This is a genomic window from Saccharothrix sp. ALI-22-I, from assembly GCF_001984175.1.
GTDB lineage: Bacteria > Actinomycetota > Actinomycetes > Mycobacteriales > Pseudonocardiaceae > Actinosynnema.
The window spans coordinates 83,976-104,617 of record NZ_MTQP01000062.1 but is presented as its reverse complement, the minus strand read 5'-3'; the positions used below and the strand labels follow the sequence as shown (position 1 = coordinate 104,617).

The 20,642-nt window shown below is 70.5% G+C and carries 19 protein-coding genes; 8 read left to right on the top strand and 11 right to left on the bottom strand.

The genetic code is table 11. From position 1 onward, the window contains the following. Positions 1-61 precede the first annotated feature (61 nt). Both ALI22I_RS22190 and ALI22I_RS22185 read left to right on the top strand, forming a co-directional pair. Positions 62-823, top strand: a complete 762-nt coding sequence (locus ALI22I_RS22190; RefSeq protein WP_077007458.1) for a M23 family metallopeptidase — start codon at positions 62-64, stop codon at positions 821-823. A 115-nt stretch (positions 824-938) separates the two neighbouring features. Beyond that, positions 939-1,967: a DUF4192 domain-containing protein gene (locus ALI22I_RS22185; protein WP_077007457.1), complete on the top strand. Its 1,029-nt coding sequence runs from the start codon at positions 939-941 to the stop codon at positions 1,965-1,967. A gap of 127 nt (positions 1,968-2,094) precedes the next feature. Here ALI22I_RS22185 and ALI22I_RS22180 read toward each other — a convergent pair whose 3' ends face one another. From ALI22I_RS22180 to ALI22I_RS22165, 4 genes are read right to left on the bottom strand one after another with little or no spacing between them, the layout of a single operon-like run. After that, complete coding sequence (locus ALI22I_RS22180; protein ID WP_077007456.1) at positions 2,095-4,149, bottom strand: alpha/beta hydrolase family protein; 2,055 nt, start codon at positions 4,147-4,149, stop codon at positions 2,095-2,097. Then, the gene (gene galE / locus ALI22I_RS22175) at positions 4,149-5,126 is read right to left on the bottom strand and encodes a UDP-glucose 4-epimerase GalE (RefSeq protein ID WP_077007455.1); all 978 of its coding nucleotides are present in this window, start codon (positions 5,124-5,126) and stop codon (positions 4,149-4,151) included. Before galE ends, ALI22I_RS22180 begins: the two co-directional genes overlap by 1 nt. A 28-nt stretch (positions 5,127-5,154) precedes the next feature. Continuing rightward, a complete protein-coding gene (gene galK, locus ALI22I_RS22170) occupies positions 5,155-6,315 on the bottom strand; it encodes a galactokinase (protein ID WP_077007454.1) in 1,161 nt (386 codons plus the stop codon). Beyond that, on the bottom strand, positions 6,312-7,004 hold the full coding sequence (locus ALI22I_RS22165) for a metal-dependent transcriptional regulator (protein ID WP_077007453.1): 693 nt from the start codon (positions 7,002-7,004) through the stop codon (positions 6,312-6,314). The genes galK and ALI22I_RS22165 overlap by 4 nt, the downstream gene beginning before the upstream one ends. 61 nt (positions 7,005-7,065) lie before the next feature. Here ALI22I_RS22165 and ALI22I_RS22160 point away from each other — a divergent pair, with 61 nt between their 5' ends. Then, positions 7,066-7,902: a sulfurtransferase gene (locus tag ALI22I_RS22160; protein WP_077007452.1), complete on the top strand. Its 837-nt coding sequence runs from the start codon at positions 7,066-7,068 to the stop codon at positions 7,900-7,902. A gap of 173 nt (positions 7,903-8,075) precedes the next feature. On the opposite strand, the gene ALI22I_RS22155 is transcribed toward ALI22I_RS22160, so the two are convergent. Beyond that, positions 8,076-8,696 (bottom strand): hypothetical protein, encoded by a 621-nt coding sequence (locus ALI22I_RS22155; RefSeq protein ID WP_077007451.1) that lies wholly within the window; start codon positions 8,694-8,696, stop codon positions 8,076-8,078. A 163-nt stretch (positions 8,697-8,859) separates the two neighbouring features. Here ALI22I_RS22155 and ALI22I_RS22150 point away from each other — a divergent pair, with 163 nt between their 5' ends. The 5 genes from ALI22I_RS22150 (at position 8,860) to ALI22I_RS22130 (ending at position 15,175) form a co-directional block, all read left to right on the top strand. After that, complete coding sequence (locus ALI22I_RS22150; protein ID WP_077007450.1) at positions 8,860-10,035, top strand: acetoin utilization protein AcuC; 1,176 nt, start codon at positions 8,860-8,862, stop codon at positions 10,033-10,035. A gap of 3 nt (positions 10,036-10,038) precedes the next feature. Next, on the top strand, positions 10,039-12,708 hold the full coding sequence (locus ALI22I_RS22145; RefSeq protein ID WP_077007449.1) for a bifunctional acetate--CoA ligase family protein/GNAT family N-acetyltransferase: 2,670 nt from the start codon (positions 10,039-10,041) through the stop codon (positions 12,706-12,708). Between the two features lie 148 nt (positions 12,709-12,856). Then, positions 12,857-13,690 carry a glutamate ABC transporter substrate-binding protein gene (locus tag ALI22I_RS22140; RefSeq protein ID WP_077007448.1) on the top strand — a complete coding sequence of 278 codons (834 nt, stop codon included), beginning with the start codon at positions 12,857-12,859 and terminating at the stop codon, positions 13,688-13,690. Between the two features lie 58 nt (positions 13,691-13,748). Further along, entirely contained in the window at positions 13,749-14,522 is a 774-nt protein-coding gene (locus ALI22I_RS22135; RefSeq protein WP_077007447.1) for a GntR family transcriptional regulator, read from the top strand. 326 nt (positions 14,523-14,848) lie between these two features. After that, a complete protein-coding gene (locus tag ALI22I_RS22130) occupies positions 14,849-15,175 on the top strand; it encodes a hypothetical protein (protein ID WP_077007446.1) in 327 nt (108 codons plus the stop codon). 53 nt (positions 15,176-15,228) lie between these two features. Here the strand turns inward: ALI22I_RS22130 and ALI22I_RS22125 are convergent, their stop codons facing one another. From ALI22I_RS22125 to ALI22I_RS22100, 6 genes are all read right to left on the bottom strand, one after another. Next, positions 15,229-15,744: a hypothetical protein gene (locus tag ALI22I_RS22125; protein ID WP_083751925.1), complete on the bottom strand. Its 516-nt coding sequence runs from the start codon at positions 15,742-15,744 to the stop codon at positions 15,229-15,231. After that, the gene (locus ALI22I_RS22120) at positions 15,744-16,307 is read right to left on the bottom strand and encodes a hypothetical protein (RefSeq protein ID WP_077007445.1); all 564 of its coding nucleotides are present in this window, start codon (positions 16,305-16,307) and stop codon (positions 15,744-15,746) included. The genes ALI22I_RS22125 and ALI22I_RS22120 overlap by 1 nt, the downstream gene beginning before the upstream one ends. Before the next feature lie 202 nt (positions 16,308-16,509). Next, positions 16,510-17,313, bottom strand: coding sequence for an ABC transporter permease (locus tag ALI22I_RS22115; RefSeq protein WP_077007444.1), 804 nt, complete (start codon positions 17,311-17,313; stop codon positions 16,510-16,512). Beyond that, positions 17,310-18,290, bottom strand: coding sequence for an ATP-binding cassette domain-containing protein (locus tag ALI22I_RS22110; protein WP_077007443.1), 981 nt, complete (start codon positions 18,288-18,290; stop codon positions 17,310-17,312). The genes ALI22I_RS22115 and ALI22I_RS22110 overlap by 4 nt, the downstream gene beginning before the upstream one ends. 218 nt (positions 18,291-18,508) lie before the next feature. After that, positions 18,509-19,249: an HNH endonuclease gene (locus ALI22I_RS22105; protein WP_077007442.1), complete on the bottom strand. Its 741-nt coding sequence runs from the start codon at positions 19,247-19,249 to the stop codon at positions 18,509-18,511. Continuing rightward, the gene (locus tag ALI22I_RS22100; RefSeq protein WP_077007441.1) at positions 19,246-20,580 is read right to left on the bottom strand and encodes an AAA family ATPase; all 1,335 of its coding nucleotides are present in this window, start codon (positions 20,578-20,580) and stop codon (positions 19,246-19,248) included. The genes ALI22I_RS22105 and ALI22I_RS22100 overlap by 4 nt, the downstream gene beginning before the upstream one ends. Positions 20,581-20,642 lie beyond the last annotated feature (62 nt).

Below are 20,642 nucleotides of genomic sequence, written 5' to 3'. Positions count from 1 at the left end.
CTTCCACTAAGGCGGCTGGGCGTGGTCCGATCACCACACCCAGTCGTCAAGGAGGTGGCAGATGAGCCGACGCGTGTTCGTCATGGCCTTGATGGCACCGCTGATCGGTCTTGTCCTCACACAGGGCGAGGCCTCAGCGGCGCCGAATTTCCAGATGCCGTTCCCGTGCAACCAGGTGTGGGAAGGACAGACCCGCACCGGGCACAGTCCCCCGAACTCGGTCGACTTCAACCGCGCGAACGACGACGGCGACCCGGTGGTCGCGTCGGCCGCGGGGACCGTCACGCGGGTGGCCAACGAGGGCAGCACCAGCTACGGGCGGTGGGTCGAGATCGACCACGGTTCGGGTTGGCGGACCAGGTACGCGCACCTGTCCGCGCAGTCGGTGTCGGTCGGGCAGGCCGTGCGGATCGGCCAGCGGATCGGCAGCGTCGGGACCACCGGCGGGTCCACCGGGCCGCACCTGCACTACGAGCAGAGGCTCAACGGGGCCGACCAGAAGATCACGTTCAACGGGTCGTTGATCTTCTACTGGGGCACTCGCAGCTACACCAGCCGCAACTCGTGCAGTACCACCGTGGCCGGGACGGTCGGGACCGACAGCGGTGCCGCGGTGACCATCCGCTCGGGTCCCGGGACGTCGTACTCGGCCGTGGGTTCGGTCGCGAGCGGCGCGACCGTGACGATCTCCTGCCAGGCCAAGGGCGAGACGATCACCGGCAAGTACGGCACCACCAACCTGTGGGACAAGATCGGGTCGGGTTACATCTCCGATGCGTTCGTATACACAGGTTCGGACGGTCAGGTCGCACCGGACTGTTGAGTTTTCGCAGGTGACGGGGCCGCTCCCAGTTCGGTGGGAGCGGCCCTTTTCGAGTTGTCCACAGATTGCGCCTCGCCGGTGGGACCGGCCGCCGACTTCCGCCAGAGTCGAGCCCATGACGAAACTGCTTACCGGCACCAGGCTCCACGACCCGGGCGACCTGATCGCCGCCGTGCCGCACCTCATCGGCTTCCACCCGACCGATTCGCTGGTCGTGCTGGTGGTGCAGGACGACGACATAGCCCTGACCATGCGCATCGACCTGCCACCTCCCGGCGTGCCGCACCGCGTGACCGACCGGTTGGCGGGCCCGCTGTCCCGGTGCCGTGCAGCCAACGCGGTGGTCATCGTGGTCGGCGGCGGTTCCGGCGACCCACCCGAAGACCTGCCGCACGACGCTCTGGTGGATGAGGTGGACGACGCCCTGCACGACGCCCGCGTACCGCTCCTGCTGGCGGTGTGGACGCGTGCGACGGCCAAGGGCGAGTCGTGGTTCGACTACCACGACGTAGGAACCTCCGGCACCGTCCCGGACCCGATGAGCACGGCGCTGGCCGCCGCGACCGCGGCGGAAGGCCACATCACCTACGCCAGCCGTGAGGCGATGGCCGAACTCCTGACGCCCGACCCACCCGAAGCCCTGTCCCGCCGAGCCACCCTGCTCAACCGACGGGCAGTCGACTCGCCGCCTCCCCCGGACGGCACCGTTCCGCCCGGGGACCAGGAGTTGATCCACGCCGAGGTGATCCGAGCCGCGACCCGAAAACGCCCTTTGACCGATGAGGAAGTAGCCGACCTGGCTCACGCCCTGTCGAACCCGTGGGCCCGCGACGCCAGCCTGGCTTACTGCGTGGGCGAACACGCCCACAGCGCCGAGGCCCTGTGGGCCGAACTGACCCGAGCCTGCCCGACACCGGAACGAGCCGAGCCAGCCACGTTGTTGGCCTTCTCGGCCTACATCAAGGGCTTGGGCACCCTGGCCTCACTGGCCTTGGACCGAGCCGAACAAGCCCACCCGGGCCACCGGCTGACCGAGCTGCTCAGGGCGGCTCTGGACACCGGCCTGTCCCCGGACCTCCTACGAGACCTGGCCGAACGCGCCGGAGAAACGGACTGGACCAACCCACCCGCCGACCTCGACTGATCTCAGCCCCACCGTCGGCAAGGGCTCGACGCCGTGCACGTGCGAGTCCTTGCCGACCGGGGGCTGGAATCCCGACCAACCCCGGTGCGAGACGGGGCGAGTTGCGGTGCTGGACGAGTTCCGGCCGCTAGACGAGTTCCGGCCGCTGCCAGGGCTCGCCGAGCACGTGCTCCGCCAGGAACGCGAAGACCGTCTCGTACCAGACCTTGGCGTTTCCGGGCGTCAGGATCCAGTGGTTCTCGCTCGGGAAGTACAGGAACTTCGCCGGCACGCCGTGCCGCACGAGGTCGAAGTACAGCCGCTGCCCCTCGCCGATCGGGACCCGGTAGTCCTTGTCGCCGTGGATCACCAGCATCGGAGTCTTGATGTCCGCCACCCGCAGGTGCGGCGAGTTCGCCTTCACCTGCTCCTCTTGCCGCAGGGGGTCGCCCATCTCGCGAATCCAGTAGTACGAGTCGTCCGTGGTCCCGGTGAACGCGTCCAGGTGCCACAACGACGCGTGCGTCACGATCGCCTTGAACCGGTCGGTCTGGGTGGCGATCCAGTTCGACATGTACCCGCCGAACGACCCGCCCATCGCCGCCGTGCGCGAGTCGTCGATATCGTCCCGCCGCACCGCCACATCGGTGATCGACATCAGGTCCGTGTACGGCTTCGCGCCCCACGAAGCCCACCCGGCGCGCACGAAGTCGTACCCGTACCCGGTGGACAGCGCCGGGTCCGGCAGCAGCACCGCGTACCCCCGCGCGGCCATCAGCCACGGGTTCCAGCGCCAGCTCCACCCGCTCCAGCTCATCACCGGACCGCCGTGCACCCACAGCAGCAACGGCGCGGGCTGCTCGGCCGACGCCCCGGCGGGCAGCACCAGCCACGCCCGCACGGTCCGGCCGTCCTCGACCACCGTGTCGATCTCGGTCAACGTCCCCGGCACCGACTCGACCGCACCGGGCGCGGGCAGCGGCACGGCCTGCTGGTCCACGCCCGACGCCGACAGCCGCACCGGCTGCGGCGGGTGGTCCCAAGCGCTGCGCAGGGCGTACACCGAAGCACCGTCGGGGCTGACCCGGACGTCGGTGTAGGCACCCGACGCGGTCAGCTTCACCACGGCACCGGACGCCAGGTCGAGCTTCCAGATCGGCTGGTGCCCCCGGTGGCTGCTGGTGAAGTACACCGCGTCACCGGTCGGGCTCACCACCGGGCGGTCGGGCTCCTCGGCGAAGTCCGCCGCCAGCTCCTGGACCGCGCCCGACTCCAACTCGATGCGCACCAACGTGTTCGTCCACGGGCTGTCCGCCGTCGAGTCGAACGCCCGCACCGCGATCACCCCCGACGAGTCGGGCAGGAACGCCGGTTGCAGGAACGAATGCCCCTCCAGGTCGGCCAGCACCCGGTCCGTGGCGCCGTCCGTCGACTTCAGCCGCAACCGGATGCGCGGGCCGTACGACGCGCTCACCGCGACGCTCTCGGCGTGCACCACCCACCGCCCGTCCGGGCTGATCGCGGGGGAGTCCTCCAGCCGCCCGGCGGCGTTGGGCGTGAGGTCCACCAGACCCTCGGCCTGGTCGATGCGCGCGCTGTCCACGTCGAGCGGCGACGTGGTCGCCAGCAGCCGGGGGAAGCTCGGACCTAGGTCGGAGTCCCAGTACCGCACCGGGTACGACTCGTGCAGGATCGCGGTCACCCCGGCGTCCTCGCGGGCCTTGCGGTGCTCCTCGTCCTGTTCGCCGAACTCCACCGTCGGGTGCGCGCCGGCCGCGAGCAGCACCGTGCCCGCCTGCCGCGCCACCGTGAACTCCGACACGCCACCGGCGGGCCGGTACAACTCGCGCGCCTCACCGACGGGTGGCAACAGCCACAGCGCCGACTTGTCCTTGCCCGCCTTGCCGTCCGACGGCTTGGCTTCCGGGTCCGGCCGCGCCGAGACGAACAGCACCGCGCCGTCCGGCGTGAACGCGGGCGCCGACTCGCCCTTCGCGCCCCGCGTCAACCGTCTCGCGGGGCGTTCACCGGCGGGGTCGAGTTCCCACAGGGACCCCTGCCACGTCTTGCCGTCCGGCGCGAGTGCCGCCACCACGGTGACCAGCCGCGTGCCGTCCGGCGACAACGCCAGCGACGAGATCCGCGGCATCTCGTTGTACGAGGCCAGGTCCCCGAACCCGGCCTCGGTGATCTTGCCTTCCATCACGCCCCCTGTACTGACCGGGTGAAGTCCCACGCGTCGCGCACGATGCCGACCAGGTCCACCCGCTCGGGCTTCCAACCCAACTCGGTGCGCGCCCGCTCGCTGGAGGCCACCAGCACCGCCGGGTCACCCGCCCGGCGCGGCGCCACGTCGGCCGGGATCGGGTGCCCGGTCACCTCGCGGCACGCGTCGATGACCTGCTTGACCGAGAAACCCAGCCCGTTGCCCAGGTTGTAGATGCGGTGCTCGCCCGCCGCCGCGTGCTCCAACGCCCGCAGGTGCGCGTCGGCCAGGTCCACCACGTGGATGTAGTCGCGGACGCACGTGCCGTCGTCGGTCGGCCAGTCGTCGCCGTACACCTGCACCTGAGCGCGCTTGCCCAGCGCGACCTGCAACACGATCGGGATCAGGTGCGTCTCCACACCGTGCCGCTCGCCGAACCGCCGGTACGCGCCCGCGACGTTGAAGTAGCGCAGCGACACGGCGGCCAGGCCGTGCGCGGCGGCGTACGAGCTGATGGCGTGGTCGATCGCGAGTTTCGTCGCGCCGTAGGTGTTGGTGGGTCGGGTCGGCGCGGTCTCCGCGATCGGCACCTGCTCCGGCTCGCCGTAGGTCGCGGCGGTGGAGGAGAACACCAGCCGGGGCGTGCCGTGCTCGCGCATCGCGTCCAGCAGCCGCAGCGACGTCACCACGTTGCCGTGCCAGTACTTCGCCGGGTCCTGCATGGACTCGCCGACCAGCGACTTGGCCGCGAAGTGCAGCACGCCGTCGAAGCTCTCGCCGCCCACTCCCTCGGCGAGCACGCCGTCGATCGCCTCGTCGATACCCGCCTCGACCAGCCGGACGCCGTCGGGCACGGCGTCCGCGTGCCCGGTGGACAGGTCGTCCAGCACGACCACGTCGTGCCCGGACTCGACCAGCCTGGCCGCGCAGACGCTGCCCACGTACCCGGCACCGCCCGTGACGAGCAACTTCACCGTGGATCCCCGCTTTCGACTCTGACCATCAGTTGTCCTGGCCGGCGCCCGCCGAGGGCACCGCCGTGAAAGTCCTCGGCGTCGTCCAGCCGTGCTCCGCGAACGCCGCGAGTACCTGCCGCACAACGTCTTCGTGCCGCTCCACCGGCACCAGCGCGATCGCCGACCCGCCGAAGCCGCCGCCGATCATCCGGGCGCCCAGCGCGCCCGCCGCCTTCGCCGCGTCCACGGCCACGTCCAGCTCCGGCGCGGACACCCGGTAGTCGTCGCGCAGACTCGCGTGCGACGCGTCCAGCAGCGGACCCAGCTCGGCCAACCGGCCGGTGCGCAGCAGCTCGACCGACGCCAGCACCCGCTCGTTCTCCGTCACCACGTGCCGCGCCAGCGGGCGCAGCTCCTCGGGCAGCCGGGCCAGCGCGCCGTCCAACTCGTCCACGTCCACGTCCCGCAGCGCGGGAACCCCCAGGATCGAGGCCGCCCGCTCACAGCCCGCCCGACGCGCGCCGTAGCCGCCGTCGGTGTGCGAGTGGCTCGCCCGCGTGTCGATGACCAGCACTTCGAGACCGTGCTCGGCGGAGTCGAACGGCACCTGCTCGGCCTTGAACGAGCGCACGTCGAGGAACAGCACGTGCGCCTCGGTGCAGCACAGCGACGCGGTCTGGTCGAGCAGGCCGGTGGGCGCGCCGACGAAGTCGTTCTCCGACCGCTGCACCCAGCGCGCGATCTGCGGCAGGTCGTCCGCCGGGCGGTCGGCGAGCCCGAGCAGGGCGAGCGCCACCGCGCACTCCAACGCGTGCGACGAGGACAGGCCCGCGCCCGCCGGCACGTCGCCGGCGATCACCAGGTTCGCCCCGCCGGTCAGGCCCTGGTCGCGCAGCACCCACGCCACGCCCATCGGGTACGCGGCCCAGCCCCGGACGATGCCGGGTTCCAGGTCCGCGACGGCGACCGGCGAGGTGTGCTGCACGGTGCCGTCGTCACCGACGGTGGCCACGTGCAACCGGCCGTCGTCGCGCGGTGACGCGGCCACCGCGGTCCGGTGCGGCAACGCGAACGGGAGCACGAAGCCGTCGTTGTAGTCGGTGTGTTCCCCGATCAAGTTCACCCGGCCGGGCGCGGACCAGACGCCTTGCGGCGCGGTGCCGTGCAGCCGGGTGAACGCGGCGACCGCACGCCGCGTCGGGCTCACCGCGCCTGCACCAGCACGGCGTGCGCCACCGCGGGGTCCAGTTCGGCGACCGTGCCGTTGCCGCGCACCTGCACGACCTTCGCGCCGCCCATCGTGTCGACCTCGACCGTGCCGCCCGGCACCACGCCGGCGGCCTTCAACTCGGCCATCAGGTCCGGGTCGAGCTGCACGTGCTCGGCGATGCGGCGCACCTCGACGCGACCGCCGCCGCGCCGGGCCACCTCGTCGATGCGCACCAGGTCCGACTCGGCGGGCGGCGCGGGCTCGCCGTCGCCCAACTTGTCCAGACCGGGGATGGGGTTGCCGTAGGGCGAGGTGGTGGGGTTGCCGAGGAGCTTGACCAGCTTGCGCTCGACGGCCTCGCTCATCACGTGCTCCCAGCGGCACGCCTCGCTGTGCACCTGTTCCCACTCCAGGCCGATGATGTCGACCAGGAGGCGCTCGGCGAGCCGGTGCTTGCGCATGACCGCGATGGCCAGGTTCCGGCCCTGCTCGGTCAGCTCCAGGTGGCGGTCGTCCGCCACGATCACGAGACCGTCACGCTCCATCCGGCCGACGGTCTGGCTGACCGTCGGGCCGCTCTGCGCCAAGCGCTCGGCGATGCGCGCGCGCAGCGGAACTACGCCCTCTTCTTCGAGCTCGTAGATCGTGCGGAGGTACATCTCGGTAGTGTCGATGAGCTCGTTCACACCCGCTCCCCTTCGTATGGCGTCAATGCTAGTAGGCCGGTCACGGGTGCAGGATGGTGCCGTGCATCCACTCATCAGCACCGAAGCCCTGGCCTCCGCGCTGAACGGCGCCGAACCCCCGGTCGTGTTGGACGTCCGTTGGCGACTGGGCGGACCGCCGGGACGTCAAGACTACGAGGTCGGCCACGTTCCCGGTGCCGTCTACGTCGACCTGGACACGGAGCTGTCCTCGGCGCCCGGCGCCGGCGGCCGCCACCCCCTGCCGGAACCGGCCGCGCTCCAAGCCGTGCTGCGGGCCGCCGGGGTCCGAGAAGGCCACCCGGTCGTGGCGTACGACGGCGGTGACGGCTCGGTCGCGGCCCGTGCATGGTGGCTGTTGCGGTGGTCCGGTCACTCGGAAGTGTCGGTTCTGGACGGTGGCTTCGCGGCGTGGACCGCCGAGGGTCGTCCTGTTAATGCCGAAACGCCGACGCCTATTCCCGGGGACATCGTGGTGCGCCCCGGCGCCATGCCCGTGCTGGACGCCGACGAGGCCGCCGCGTTCGCCCGCGAAGGCACGCTGCTCGACGCCCGCGCCCCCGAGCGCTACCGCGGCGAGACCGAGCCGATCGACCCTCGGGCCGGCCACATCCCCGGCGCCCTCAACGCCCCGACCTCGGGCCACACCTCCGACGGCCGCTGGCTGCCCGCCACCGCTCTCGCCGAGCGCTTCCAGTCCATCGGCGTCTCGCCCGAACGCCCGGTCGCGGCCTACTGCGGGTCCGGCGTCACGGCGTCTTCCGTGGTCCTGGCCCTGGAAGTGGCCGGAATCACCACCCCGGACGCCCCCGCACCCCTCTACGCCGGCTCGTGGTCACAGTGGTCCTCCGACCCCACCCGCCCCGCCGACTGTGTTTGATGGCCGCTGCTCCGCAGACGGCGGGCTCGGTCGCCTGGAAGTCGGTCGTTCGCGCCTCATTTTCCGACGATCGAAGAGCGTGATCGTCGGAAAATGAGGCGCGAACGACCGACGCGACCTCGCGCGGTGGTCGCCCTGAGTGCGAACGACCAACGCGACATCACAGAGTGTGGTCAGGCGTTGGGGATTTTTTCGAAGCCCTTGGTGGCGAGCTTGAGGGCGATCGCGCACGGTTCGAACTCGTCGATCGGCGTCACGGTGGCCTGGAACGCGGGGGTGATCTCGTCCGGGTCGTCGGTCAGCATGACGAGGACGGTGCAGTCACCGCTCTTCTCCTTCACCTCGTACGCGGTGTTGCCGCCGACCTCGATGGTGCGCGCCTCACCCTCGTACTCGGCGAACGTGACCATGAACAGCACGACCGCGAACGGGTCCTCCGTGCTCTGCACGCAGCCCTTCTCGCCGCTCTTCGACGCGCCGATGGCCGTGGCGACCTCCTCGGGGGTGAGCAGGTCGCAGTCCTCGTAGCCCTCGGTCTTCTTCTTCGTCGTGATCTTGACGTCGCCGGTGGGCTTCTGCGTTCCGGCTGTTCCGGTCGTCGCGGGCGCCTCGGCCGCGCTGCTCTTGCGGGACGTCTTGGTCGAGGACGGCTTGCCGGAGGTGGTCTTCTCACTGCTCGACCCACCCGCCGCGGCGACCGGGCTGCCGACGACCTTGGTGGCGCAGGCCGTGAGGCCGAGCGTGAGCGCCAAGGCCAGCACAGTGGTCAGGGCGGAGACTCGTCGCAGGTGCATGTGTTCTATGACCTCGTTCCGACGTGCGGGGTTCCATCCTCGATGGCCGCAATCCTGGCCCGCGCCGTCTCGGCAGACTGTAAGTCCCCTCGGGAGCTTCGCAGGCGCGGGGCGACCAAGCTGTGATCACACCGCGCGCGGCCGGGTGAGTTAGGTTTCGCACATGGGCAAGGGAGCCGCTGTCGTCTGGGACGAGTCCTTCCTCGGTTACGACCTGGGCGGGGATCATCCCCTCAACCCCGTCCGACTGGACCTGACCGTCCGGCTGGCGACCGCGCTGGGCGTGCTGGACGGTGTGGACCTCATCGCGCCCGACCCCGCGACGGACGCCGAGATCGAACGCGTCCACGAGCCGTCGTACCTCAACGCCGTGCAGGCCGCGCCGATGGCGGGCTGGGACGTCGGCCACGGTCTGGGCACCGCGGACAACCCGGTGTTCGCCCGGATGCACGAGGCATCGGCGCTGGTCGTGGGCGGTTCGCTGGCCGCCGCGCGGCGGCTCGCGTCCGGTGACGCGGACCGGGCGGTGAACATCGCGGGCGGGCTGCACCACGCCATGCGCGACCACGCGGCCGGGTTCTGCGTCTACAACGACTGCGCGGTGGCCATCTCGTGGCTGCTGGACAACGGCTTCGACCGGATCGCCTACCTCGACACCGACGTGCACCACGGCGACGGCGTGCAGGACGCCTTCTACGACGACCCGCGCGTGCTCACGGTGTCGGTGCACCAGAGCCCGCTGAGCCTGTGGCCGGGCACCGGGCGGGCGGCCGAACTGGGCGGCGCGGGCGCGGAGGGCACCAGCGTGAACCTGGCCCTGCCGCCCGGCACCGGCGACCAGGCCTGGCTGCGCGCGTTCGAGGCGACCGTCCCGTCCCTGCTCAGGGCGTTCCGGCCGCAGTTGTTGGTCACGCAGTGCGGCGTGGACACGCACCGCGAGGACCCGCTGGCCGACCTCGCGCTCACCGTGGACGGCCACCGCGCCATCTACCGACGCCTGCGTGAACTGGCCGAGGAGACCGCGAACGGCCGGTGGCTGGCCCTCGGCGGCGGCGGGTACGAGTTGCTGCGCGTCGTCCCGCGGAGTTGGACGCACCTGCTGGCCACCGTCCTCGACCGGGACGTGGACCCGAACACCCCGCTGCCCGCGGACTGGATGGCACACGCCTCCACCCTGGCGCCGAACTGGCCGTTGCCGATCGCCATGACCGACGGCGCCGACACGACGTTCGAACCGTGGGGCGGCCAGGTGGACACCCCGGTCGACCTGGCGATCCGGGAGACCCGACGCGCGCTGTTCCCGCTGCACGGCCTGGACCCCGACGATCCGAGGGACTGAAACGTGGACCCGTTCGACTACCCGAGACACTGGGAGGCCGACGTCGTGCTCAGCGACGGCGGCACGGTCCACCTGCGCCCGATCACGCCGGACGACGCGGAGAAGCTGCTCGCGTTCCACGGCCGGCTGTCCGAGCGCACCCGTTACTTCCGCTACTTCGGCCCCTACCCGCGGATGCCCAAGCGGGACCTCGAACGCTTCAGCACCGTCGACCACGCAGACCGGGTCGCGTTCACCGCGCTGCTCGGCGACGACATCGTGGCCGTCGGCCGCTACGACCGCCTCGGGGACAGCGGCTCCGCCGAGGTCGCGTTCGTGGTCGAGGACGGCCACCAGGGCCGGGGCCTCGGCTCGATCCTGCTGGAACACCTCGCCGCCGCCGCCCGGGAACGCGGGCTGAGCCGGTTCACCGCCGAAGTGCTCGCCGAGAACGGCCAGATGGTGCGGATCTTCCGGGACGCCGGGTACGGCGTGAGCCGCGCGTTCGAGGAGGGCGTGGTGCACCTGGAGTTCGACATCGACCCCACCGAGGAGTCGGTGGAGGTGGCCCGTGCCCGTGAGCAGGCCGCCGAGGCGCGCAGCGTGCACAACCTGCTGCACCCGAAGTCGATCGCGGTCATCGGCGCGTCCACCGACCAGACCAAGATCGGTCACGCGGTGCTGACGCACCTGCTCGCGGCCGATTTCGCGGGTCCGGTGTACCCGGTGAACGCCGAGCACCGGTCCGTGCGCGGGGTGCGCGCGTACCCGTCGGTGCTGGAGATCCCGGACGACGTGGACCTCGCCGTGGTCGCGGTGCCCGCCGCCGGGGTGGACGAGGTCATGGACGCCTGCCTGGCCAAGGGTGTGAAAACCCTGGTAGTGGTCACGTCCGGGTTCGGCGAGACCGGCCCCGGCGGGTTGAGCGCGGAACGCAGGCTCGCCGCCGAGGCCCGCGCGCACGGCATGCGCGTGGTCGGCCCGAACGCGCTGGGCGTGCTGAACACCGACGCGGGCGTGCGCCTCAACGCCACCCTCGCGCCGAAGCTCCCGGCCCGGGGCCGCACCGGCTTCTTCTGCCAGTCCGGCGCGCTGGGCACCGCGATCCTGGCCACCGCCGCCGAACGCGGCCTGGGCCTGTCCACGTTCGTCTCCGCCGGCAACCGCTCGGACGTGTCCGGCAACGACCTGCTCCAGTACTGGGAGACCGACCCGGCCACCGACGTGGTGCTGCTGTACCTGGAGTCGTTCGGCAACCCGCGCAAGTTCGCCCGGCTCGCCCGCAGGCTCGGCCGCACCAAGCCGATCGTGGCGGTGAAATCCGGTCGGCACGCGGTCACGCCGGCTTTGGCGGCCACCTCGGTGCCGGTGGACGAGTCGAGCGTGCAGGCGTTGTTCGAGCAGGCCGGCGTGATCCGGGTGGAGTCGCTGGCGCAGCTGTTCGACACCGCGCTGCTGCTGGCGCACCAGCCGCTGCCCGCAGGGCCGCGCGTCGCCGTGGTCGGCAACTCGACCGCGATCGGGCTGCTGGCCGCCGATACCGCGCTGGACCAGGGCCTGGAGCTGGCGGGAGAGCCGGTGGACGTGGGCGCGCAGGCCGGGCCGGAGGCGTTCGCGGCGGCGGTGAAGGACGCGTTGGACAACCCCGACGCGGACGCGCTCGTGGTCGTGTTCGTGCCGCCGCTGGCGGTGCCCGGCGCGTCGTTCGCCCGCGCGTTGCGCGAGGTCGTGGAGCAGGGCGGGCGGACCAAGCCGATCGCGTCGACGTTCCTCGCGGTGGAGGGTGTGCCGGTCGAGCTGGCCGTGCCCGGTCCCGGTGGCGCGCCCGGACGCGGTTCCGTGCCGTCGTACCCGAGCCCGGAGCGCGCTGTGCTCGCGTTGGCGCGTGCGACCCGTTACGCACGGTGGCGGTCCGCGCCGCAGGGCACGTTCATCCGGCCCGACGGCATCGACCCGGACGCCGCGCACGCGATCTGCGACACCCTGAAGCTGGACGAGACCGGCGAACTGCGGCTGGACGACGACACCGCCGTGCGGCTGCTCGCGTGTTACGGCGTGGAGGTCGTGCCGTTCCGGGTCGTGTCGTCGGCGGACGAGGCGGTGCGCGCGGCGGGGGAGTTGGGCTACCCGGTGGCGATGAAATCCACCGACGACCGGCTGCGGCACCGCACCGACCTGGTCGGCGTGCGGCTCGACCTGTCCGCCGAGGAGTCCGTGCGCACGGCGTACGAGATGCTCGCCGAGGTGTCCGACCGGGCCGACGTGTACGTGCAACGCATGGCCCCCAAGGGGATCTCCTGTGTCCTGGGTCTCCAGGACGACCCGTCGTTCGGCACGCTGGTGTCGTTCGGGTTGTCCGGACTGGTCAGCGACCTGCTGGGGGACCGGGCCTACCGCGCGGTCCCGCTGACCGACGCGGACGCGGCGGCGCTGGTGCGCGCGCCCAAGGCGGCGCCGTTGCTGGCGGGTTACCGGGGTGACGAACCCGCGGACTTGCGCGCGTTGCAGGACTTGGTGTTGCGGCTGGCCGCACTGGCCGAGGATCTGCCCGAAGTGCGGGAGCTGGCGCTGGAACCCGTGCTGGCCAGCGCGGCCGGCGCGTATGTCAGCAGTGCCAGGGTGACCCTCGGCCCGCCGCCTTCCCGGCATGACACCGGTCCCAGGAGACTGCGTTCTCCCGGCGGTTCACGTTAGCTACATCACGGTCCCGGTCACGGTCTCGATACACGGCCGTCATCCTTGACCGATCAGGTGTCCCCTATCTTCCTCGTGGCTATAGACGTAATCCGTTAAGCCGCTTAGGTTTCCGGCCGTCCCGAGGAAGCTTCCGAAAAGGGGGAGAATGGCTCTGGCACCGCTACGCGCCCTTGTTGTGGCGTGTTCCGCCGCGCTTGTCCTCGCGTCCTGCTCCAGCGGTGACGACACCACCGTCGTCGGCAAGGCGGACAGCGCCGACGAGCTGACCATCGCGGTGGCCTACGACCAGCCGGGACTCGGTTTGCGCCGGTTGGACGGTTCGTACCGCGGCTTCGACATCGACGTGGCGCGTTATGTGGCCAAAGAACTGGGTGTCGATGAATCCGGTGCCAAATTCACCGAAGCGACTCCGTCGGAACGCGAAAAGCTGCTCATCGAAGGCGGCGCGGACCTCGTCGTGTCCAGTTACTCGATCACCGACAAGCGCAAGGAAGTGATCGACTTCGTCGGCCCGTACTTCGTGGCCGGCCAGGACCTGTTGGTCCGGTACAGCGAGGAGCGGATCACCGGTCCGGATTCGCTCAACACCCCCGGCGTGAAGCTGTGCTCGGTGGCGAACACGACCTCGGCGCAGTACGTGAAGGACCAGTTCGCGCAGTTCGTGGAGCTTGAGGAATATCCCAACTTCAGCGACTGCGTCACCGCGCTGCTGGCCGAGCAGGTGGACGCCATGACGACCGACGACGTGATCCTGGCCGGCTACGCCGCGCAGAACCCCGAGCTGCTGCGGGTCGTCAACAAGCCGTTCAGCAAGGAGGAGTACGGCATCGGTATGCGCAAGGGCGATCCCGCCAGCAAGGCGAAGGTCACCGCGGCCGTTCGGAAGATGATCGACTCGGGCGAGTGGCGCAGGTCGCTGGAGGCCAACGTGGGTGATTCCGGTTACGCCATCCCGGAGCCGCCCAAGGTCGCTTCGTGATCTGCGACCCACTCCGATAGCGGTCCGACCGGCGCGGACCGGCCCGTAGGCTCGGGTTGTGCATGCTTCGCGTTACGTGCCCCAGTACCGCGCGGACGGGCCGGTCCGCGCCGGTATCCCCGAACACGGTCGCATCCCCCGCTACTACGCGGTGAAGACCGAACTGCTGTGGCTGGTCGACGCGCTCGGCGAGGGCACGGCGCTCCCGTCGGAGCGGGAGTTGGCCGAGCGGTTCTCGGTGTCGCGGGTGACGCTGCGGCAGGCCGTCGGCGAACTGGTGCTCGAAGGCAAGCTGCAACGCCGCCAGGGCAGCGGCACCTACGTCGCGCCGCCCAAGCTGGTGCGGCCGCTGTCGCTCGTGAGCTACACCGAGGGCATGCGGCGCCAGGGTGTCGACCCGGCGCGCAGCGTGATCACCGTCGAACACCTGCCCGCGGACGAGGTGCTGTCGCGCGACCTGCGGATCGAGCGGGGCGGCCAGGTCATCCACCTGGAGCGGGTGCTGCTGGCCGACGACGAACGGGTCGGGCTGGAGTCGACCTACCTGTCCGCGGCGCGGTTCCCGACGCTGCTGGAGGTCTTCGACCCGACCACGTCGTTGTACGCGTGCCTGCGGGACCGGCTGGGCGTGGTGTTCACCGAGGCCGAGGAGCGCGTGGAGACGGTGCTGGCCACGCCGCGCGAGGCGTTGCTGATCGGTACGAATCCGGCGCTGCCGATGCTGCTGCTGCACCGCGTGTCCCATGACAACGATGGCGAACCGATCGAACGCGTCCGTTCGCTCTACCGGGGGGACCGGTTCAGCTTCCTGGCCAGCCTCCGTTCGGAGTGACGGCGGCCTTTGCCGCCACGCTGGACGTGTCGGGCCACTGTGGACGGAATGTCGGAAATGTCGGCGGTGGGGACCGTTGGCGTCGCTCGGCCCGTGAGGTTTCGGTTTCGGCCCGTGCGCGTTGGGTGAACCTGTTGCGTTATGTGTTCGACCGCATCGGGTGAGTTTGTGAGTGCTTGGGCTCCCCGGCTGCCCAACGTTAGCGAATCTTGCCCTCGAACCGCCCATTGGCAGTAAGTTCCGCGTGCCCTCGCGGAGGTACCGTTGGTGCCATAGGACGTGAGTCCTCCTCACTCGCAACGGTGCGGGGGAAGCGGGGGTGCGCCGTGACGTTCAAAGAGGAGTTCCTGACGGAGCTCGAAGACTGCCTGCGCGGGTACGGCGCGGTGCCGGTGAGCAACCCGGACGCGCTGGCCCGGTTCATCGACTACGTCCGCCGGATGCCGGACGACGACTCCCGGCTGCGCTGCCTCGAAGGCGTCGACCAGGGCTCCGGGTCGTTCTGGAACAACCCGGCGGTGTGGTGGGAGCAGGTGCCCCGGTTCGGCGTCGGGTCGTCGGACTGCTCCGAGCTGCTGGACCGGATGCTGGACGAGGCGATCAGCGACGAGATCGACGTCCTGGAGATGGAGATCCGGGAACTGCCGGGATGACGTGGTGAACACCCGTTGTGCACCTGGGTCGCCAGACGCACAACGGGGAGCGCTCACACGGAGAGCAGCCGGTCGAAGAACGCGCGGTAGCGCTTCAGGGACTGCCGCAACTCCTCGGTCTGCACCTGCTCACCCTGGTGCCACTGTTCTTCCAGGGAGCGCTTGTGCGCGGCGAACGTGTCGGTGAGGCTCTGCATCACCTGGGCCACCAGCTCGTCGGCCCGCTGCACCGCCTCACGCGGGTCGTCCACGAACTCGGACTGCAACGCGCGCCACTCGACCTGGAAGTTCTCCGAGTCGTCCGGGGAGAACAGCGGGGAGTCGCCCGCCGTGGTGGAGACGGGGGACAGCTCGACCGGCTCCTGGTCGGCGGAGGCGAACCCCTGGTCCGCGGTGCCGATTTCCTGGTCGGTGGAGGCGCCGATTCTTTCTTCGGCGGTGGGGTGTTCTTCGGTGGCGAGTTGCTCTTGAGTCGTCGGTTCGTCTTGCGCGGTGGTCCGGTCCCGGGTGTCGGGTTGGTCCTGAGTGGCGAGCTGATCGTCGGCGGTAGTGCCCTGGTGGCTGACCATCACCGTGCTCCTTCCCGGCGTTCGCCCTCACGGGGATCGCCCAGCAGGTCCTCGAACAGGCTGCGGTAGTGGACCATCGCGACGCGAAGATCCTCGGTGGACGCCTCGCCGCGATCCTGGCGTTGGGTGATCGCGTGCGCCTCGCGGTAGTGGTCGAGCGTGCGGGCGTGGTCGACCGACAGCATCGAAGCCTGCCGCTCGTACCCCCCGGTGGGGTAACCGCGTTCCGCCATCAGGTCGGTGACCAAGCGGTCCGCTTGGCCCACCGCAGTGGTCGGCGCGTCGACGAACTGCTCCTGCACCCGTGTCCAGTTCCGCGCGTAGCTCTCGCGCGAGACAGGGCTCAGCGGCCGCAGTTCGAGCTTCGAGTGCTCGCGCTCCCGGGCGACGAGTTCGCGTTCCGCGGCCATCCGGTTGTCGCTGCGCTCGACGACGCGCTCGTACTCAGGGCCGAACTTGGAGCGCAACCTCTTGCGCTGCAAGGCAACCTTGAGCAACACCGCGGCCACGACCAGTACGACCAGCACGACGACGATCACGCCGATGGTGGTGCCGGTGGACATCTCGGCCTCCTTGGCTGGATCTCCTTGGCTGGATTTCCCTGGGCTGTGATGTCACCGGGCTACCCATCATGAGACGGACTCGAAACCTGCTCACCTCTTGACACACGCCTGCTTGCGCTTCTCGACCACCTCGACCCGATCGCTCCGGCGCGCGATCACATCGCCGAAGACCCTTGTGGACAACCGGATTCCCGTCGACCGGCTACCGCGCCACGGCCTTCCGGTACTGCCGGATGGCCAGCGGCACGAAGACCAGCAGGAACACCACCACCCAGATCAGGGTCATCAGCACCGGGTGCTGCAGCGGCCACACGTCCGCCGGCGGCGCCAGCGGGTTGGTGTTGCCGAACAGATCACGGGCCGCGGCCGTCACCGCCGACACCGGGTTCCACTCCGCGAACGTCTTCAGCGGTCCGGGCAGCGTGCTCTCCTGCACGAACGTGTTCGCGATGAACGTCAACGGGAAGATGGCGATGAACGAGGCGTTGTTGAACACCTCGGGGCTGCGCACCATCAACCCGACGATCGCCATGCCCCACGACACCGCGTAGGCGAACAGCAGCAGCAGCGCGAACCCGGCCAGCGCCTCCAGCGGCGAGGAGTGGATCCGCCACCCGACGATCAGACCCGTCACCGACATCACCACGATGACGATGACGTTGTTCGCCAGGTCGCTGGTGGTCCGCCCGATCAGCACCGCCGACCGCGCCATCGGCAACGACCGGAACCGGTCGATCACACCCTTCTGGATGTCCTCGGCCAGCCCGGCGCCGGTGATGGTCGAGCCGAACACCACGGTCTGGGCGAAGATGCCCGCCATCAGGAACTCGCGGTAGTCCATGCCCGGGATGGCGATCGAGCCGCCGAACACGTACGCGAACAACAGCACGAACATGATCGGCGACAACGTCGAGAACACGATCAGGTCCGGGACCCGCTTGATCTTGATGAGATTGCGCTTGGCGACGACCGCACCGTCGCCCAACGCCTCTACGAACGCGCTCATGCTTCCTGTTCCCCCTGTTTCTCCTCGGCGCCGTTTCCCCCGGCCGCGTGGCCGGTCAGCGTGAGGAACACGTCGTCCAGCGTCGGCCTGCGCAGACCGATGTCGAGCACCTTGATCGACTCGGCGTCCAGCCGGCGGATACCGTCCACCAGCACGTCGGCGCCGCCGGTCACCGGCACGGTCAGCCGATGGCTGCGCTCGTCCAGCGTGATGTCGCCGATCGCCAACGGGGTCAGCACGGCCTTCGCCGACGCCGCGTCCTGCGCGGAGCCGACGGTCAGCTCCAGCCGTTCACCGCCGACCTGGTCCTTCAGCTCGTTCGCGGTGCCCAGCGCGATGACCTTGCCGTGGTCGATCACGGCGATCTTGTCGGCCAGTCGGTCGGCCTCCTCCAGGTACTGCGTGGTGAGCAGCAGCGTGGTGCCGCCGGCCACCAGTTCCGAGATCACGTCCCACATCCCCAGTCGACTGCGCGGGTCGAGCCCCGTGGTCGGCTCGTCGAGGAACAGCACCGCCGGTTTGGCCACCAGCGCACCCGCCAGGTCCAGCCGGCGGCGCATACCGCCCGAGTAGCCCTTCACCGGCCGGTCGGCGGCCTCCACCAGGTCGAACCGCTCCAGCAGTTCGCGCGCCCGTTCGCGGCTGTTCTTCTTGCCCAGGTGGTAGAGCCGGCCCACCATGTCCAGGTTCTCGAAGCCGGTCAGGTTCTCGTCCACGGCCGCGTACTGACCGGACAGCCCGATCCGGCGGCGCAGTTGTTTCGCGTCGGCGACGACGTCCAACCCCGTGACGGTCGCCTTGCCCTCGTCGTGCTCCAGCAGTGTGGTGAGCACGCGCACCGTCGTGGTCTTGCCCGCGCCGTTCGGCCCGAGCAGGCCCATGACGGTCCCTTCCGGCACCACGAGGTCGAGGCCGTCCAGAGCGACCACCGACCCGTAGCGCTTGACCAGTCCTTCGGCCACGATTGCGTCTGCCATGCGGGCCATGATGGACCTGGGGTCCGACAATTTCAGGCGGTTTTCCCGGACTCACCTCGAAGCCGACATCACCGGGGCCGCATCCGAAGGTTCCCGAGGTGAACTCCGCGAAACACTGGGTTAACGCGAGGAATCGCTGCGTAGCCACTGTGGACTGTGCGGGCCGGACTCGCGGGCCGGGAGCGTGTCGGCGGCGCCTCTCCGGCCGCACTCCGAGGTCAAGCAAGCAGTTGGGCCCGCAGGTCGTCGTCCCGCAGCACGGCCAGTGCCCACGGCGTCTCCTCGAACACCCGCTCCGCGCCGGGGGACAGCGCCAGCCGCAGCATCGCCTGGCACACGTCGGCGAACGGCTGGCCCCGCACGGTCAGCACGGCCTCGCGCATCTCGTCCCGCCCGTCCCGCGCCCGTGCTGCCGTCCACCGCGTGAGGCACATCAGCACCACCCGCCGGGCGTGCACCCGCCCCTGGGTCAGCACCGGCCGGTTGAGCCCGCACACGTCGATGGTGGCGGCGCCCTTCTCCGTGCGCGCCACGTACACGCCCAATGACAGCGTGAGCAGCAGGTGGTCGAACGGGTCCTCGGTGGTGGGATCGACCAGCAGCGGCGTGCCGTCCTCGGCCAGCGGGAACCGGTCCCGCTTGAGGTTGCTGTTGCACGTCGAGCAGGCCAGCAGGTGGTTGAGCCAGTCGAACGTGCGCAGCGGGTTGAGCGACAGCGGCTCGAAGTGGTCGATGTCCGTGCCCTGGCTGTCGCCGCAGTACATGCACCGCTGGTAGCCCGGCGCCATGCCTTCCAGGAGCCGCCTCAACGGCGCGTGCACGTTCCGCCGCACCGCAGCGCGCTTCCACAACGCACGGGCGGTGCGCGTCCGCTGTCCCGCACCCTCGATCTCCGCGGTCAGCTCGGGCAGCCGGTCCGCGATCTCGGCGGGCAGCGCGGGCCGGACGAGGCGGATCACGTCTGGTCGCGTTCCAGTCGGGCGGTCACCTCACGCGTGCGGGCCACCGGTGAGCTGGTCAGCAGCGACCGCAGCTTCTCGTACCGGCGCACCGCCCGCTCGTCCGCCGTGCCGCCGATCACCGCCACCTCCAGCTCGACCAGCTCGGCGCGCAGCCGCTGCGCCCGCTCCGAGTAGGGCGTGTCCAGGCCGAACAGCTCCGACAGCACCGCGTCGTCACCGCTGCCGTAGACGATCCGCTCGTAGAGGCCCTGGTCGACCACCCGCGGCGGCTCCTGCTGGTCGGGGCCGGGCAGCCGGATCAGCCCGCCGGGGTCGGCGGCCTGGCAGAGGTAGGGGCTGTGGGTGGTGACGATGAACTGGATGTTCGGGAAGTGCTCCTTGAGCCAGCCGCCGATCCGCTTCTGCCACGACACGTGCAGGTGCGCGTCCACCTCGTCGATGATCACCACGCCGGGCGCGGTCAACGCCGTGCCGTGCTCGGTGGGGGTGTTCTCGAGGGTGCCGTACGACTCCTGGATCTGCTTGATCAGGTCCACCACGAGCGCCGCGACCGTCCGGTAGCCGTCGCTCATCTCGCGCAGCGGGAACCGGTGCCCGCCGCTGACCACCCACAGGCCGTCGGAGTCCACGCCCTCGATCCGGTAGTCGTCGGGCAGCAGGCCGTCCGACAGCACGCCCAGCGCCACCGTCTTCAGGTCCTCCGCGCCGGGCCTGCCCTCCAGCGACCTCAGGTGCTGCTCGATCAGCCAGCCGACGCCCTCGGCCAGCGACGCGTCCTCGTGGAACAGGCTGGCCAGCCGCGACACCGGGCCGGGGCTGAGCATGAGCCGCTGGGCGTCGCCCGCGCCGCCGACGAGCCGGCGGAACGGGCCGTAGGCCGCGCAGAACCAGCCGGTCGGGTTGTCCTGCCACGGGCCGCGGGCGGCGGCGGTCTTGCTGCCCTCCAGCTTCTCCTTGAGCGAGGGCTGCAGGCCGCGGTGCGTGGGGCGGCTCTCCTCGTCCGGCATGGTCCAGCCGAGGCCGGCCCACAGCCTGCCCTCCGGCGGGCGGCCCTTGCCGAACCGCTCGACCCGCCGGTCGTGGGTGAACTGGACCTGGACGACGCCCTCGCGCTGGCCTGCGGTGACCCAGTTCTCGAAGTCGGGGACCAGGTTGCGGGCCACCGCGGGACCGCTGACGGCCAGCGCGATCGCCCGCAGCAGCGACGTCTTGCCCGACCCGTTGCGGCCCGCGATCACCGTCCAGCCGGGGGCGGTGAGCTTGAGATCCACTTCGCGGGCGCCGTGGAACCCCTTGACGTTCCGGAGTCGGACCTGCGAGATGTACATGTGGCCAGACTTTAGTCCGCGCTGATCACCGACTCGTCGGAGTCCGCCGGGGCACGTCGCAC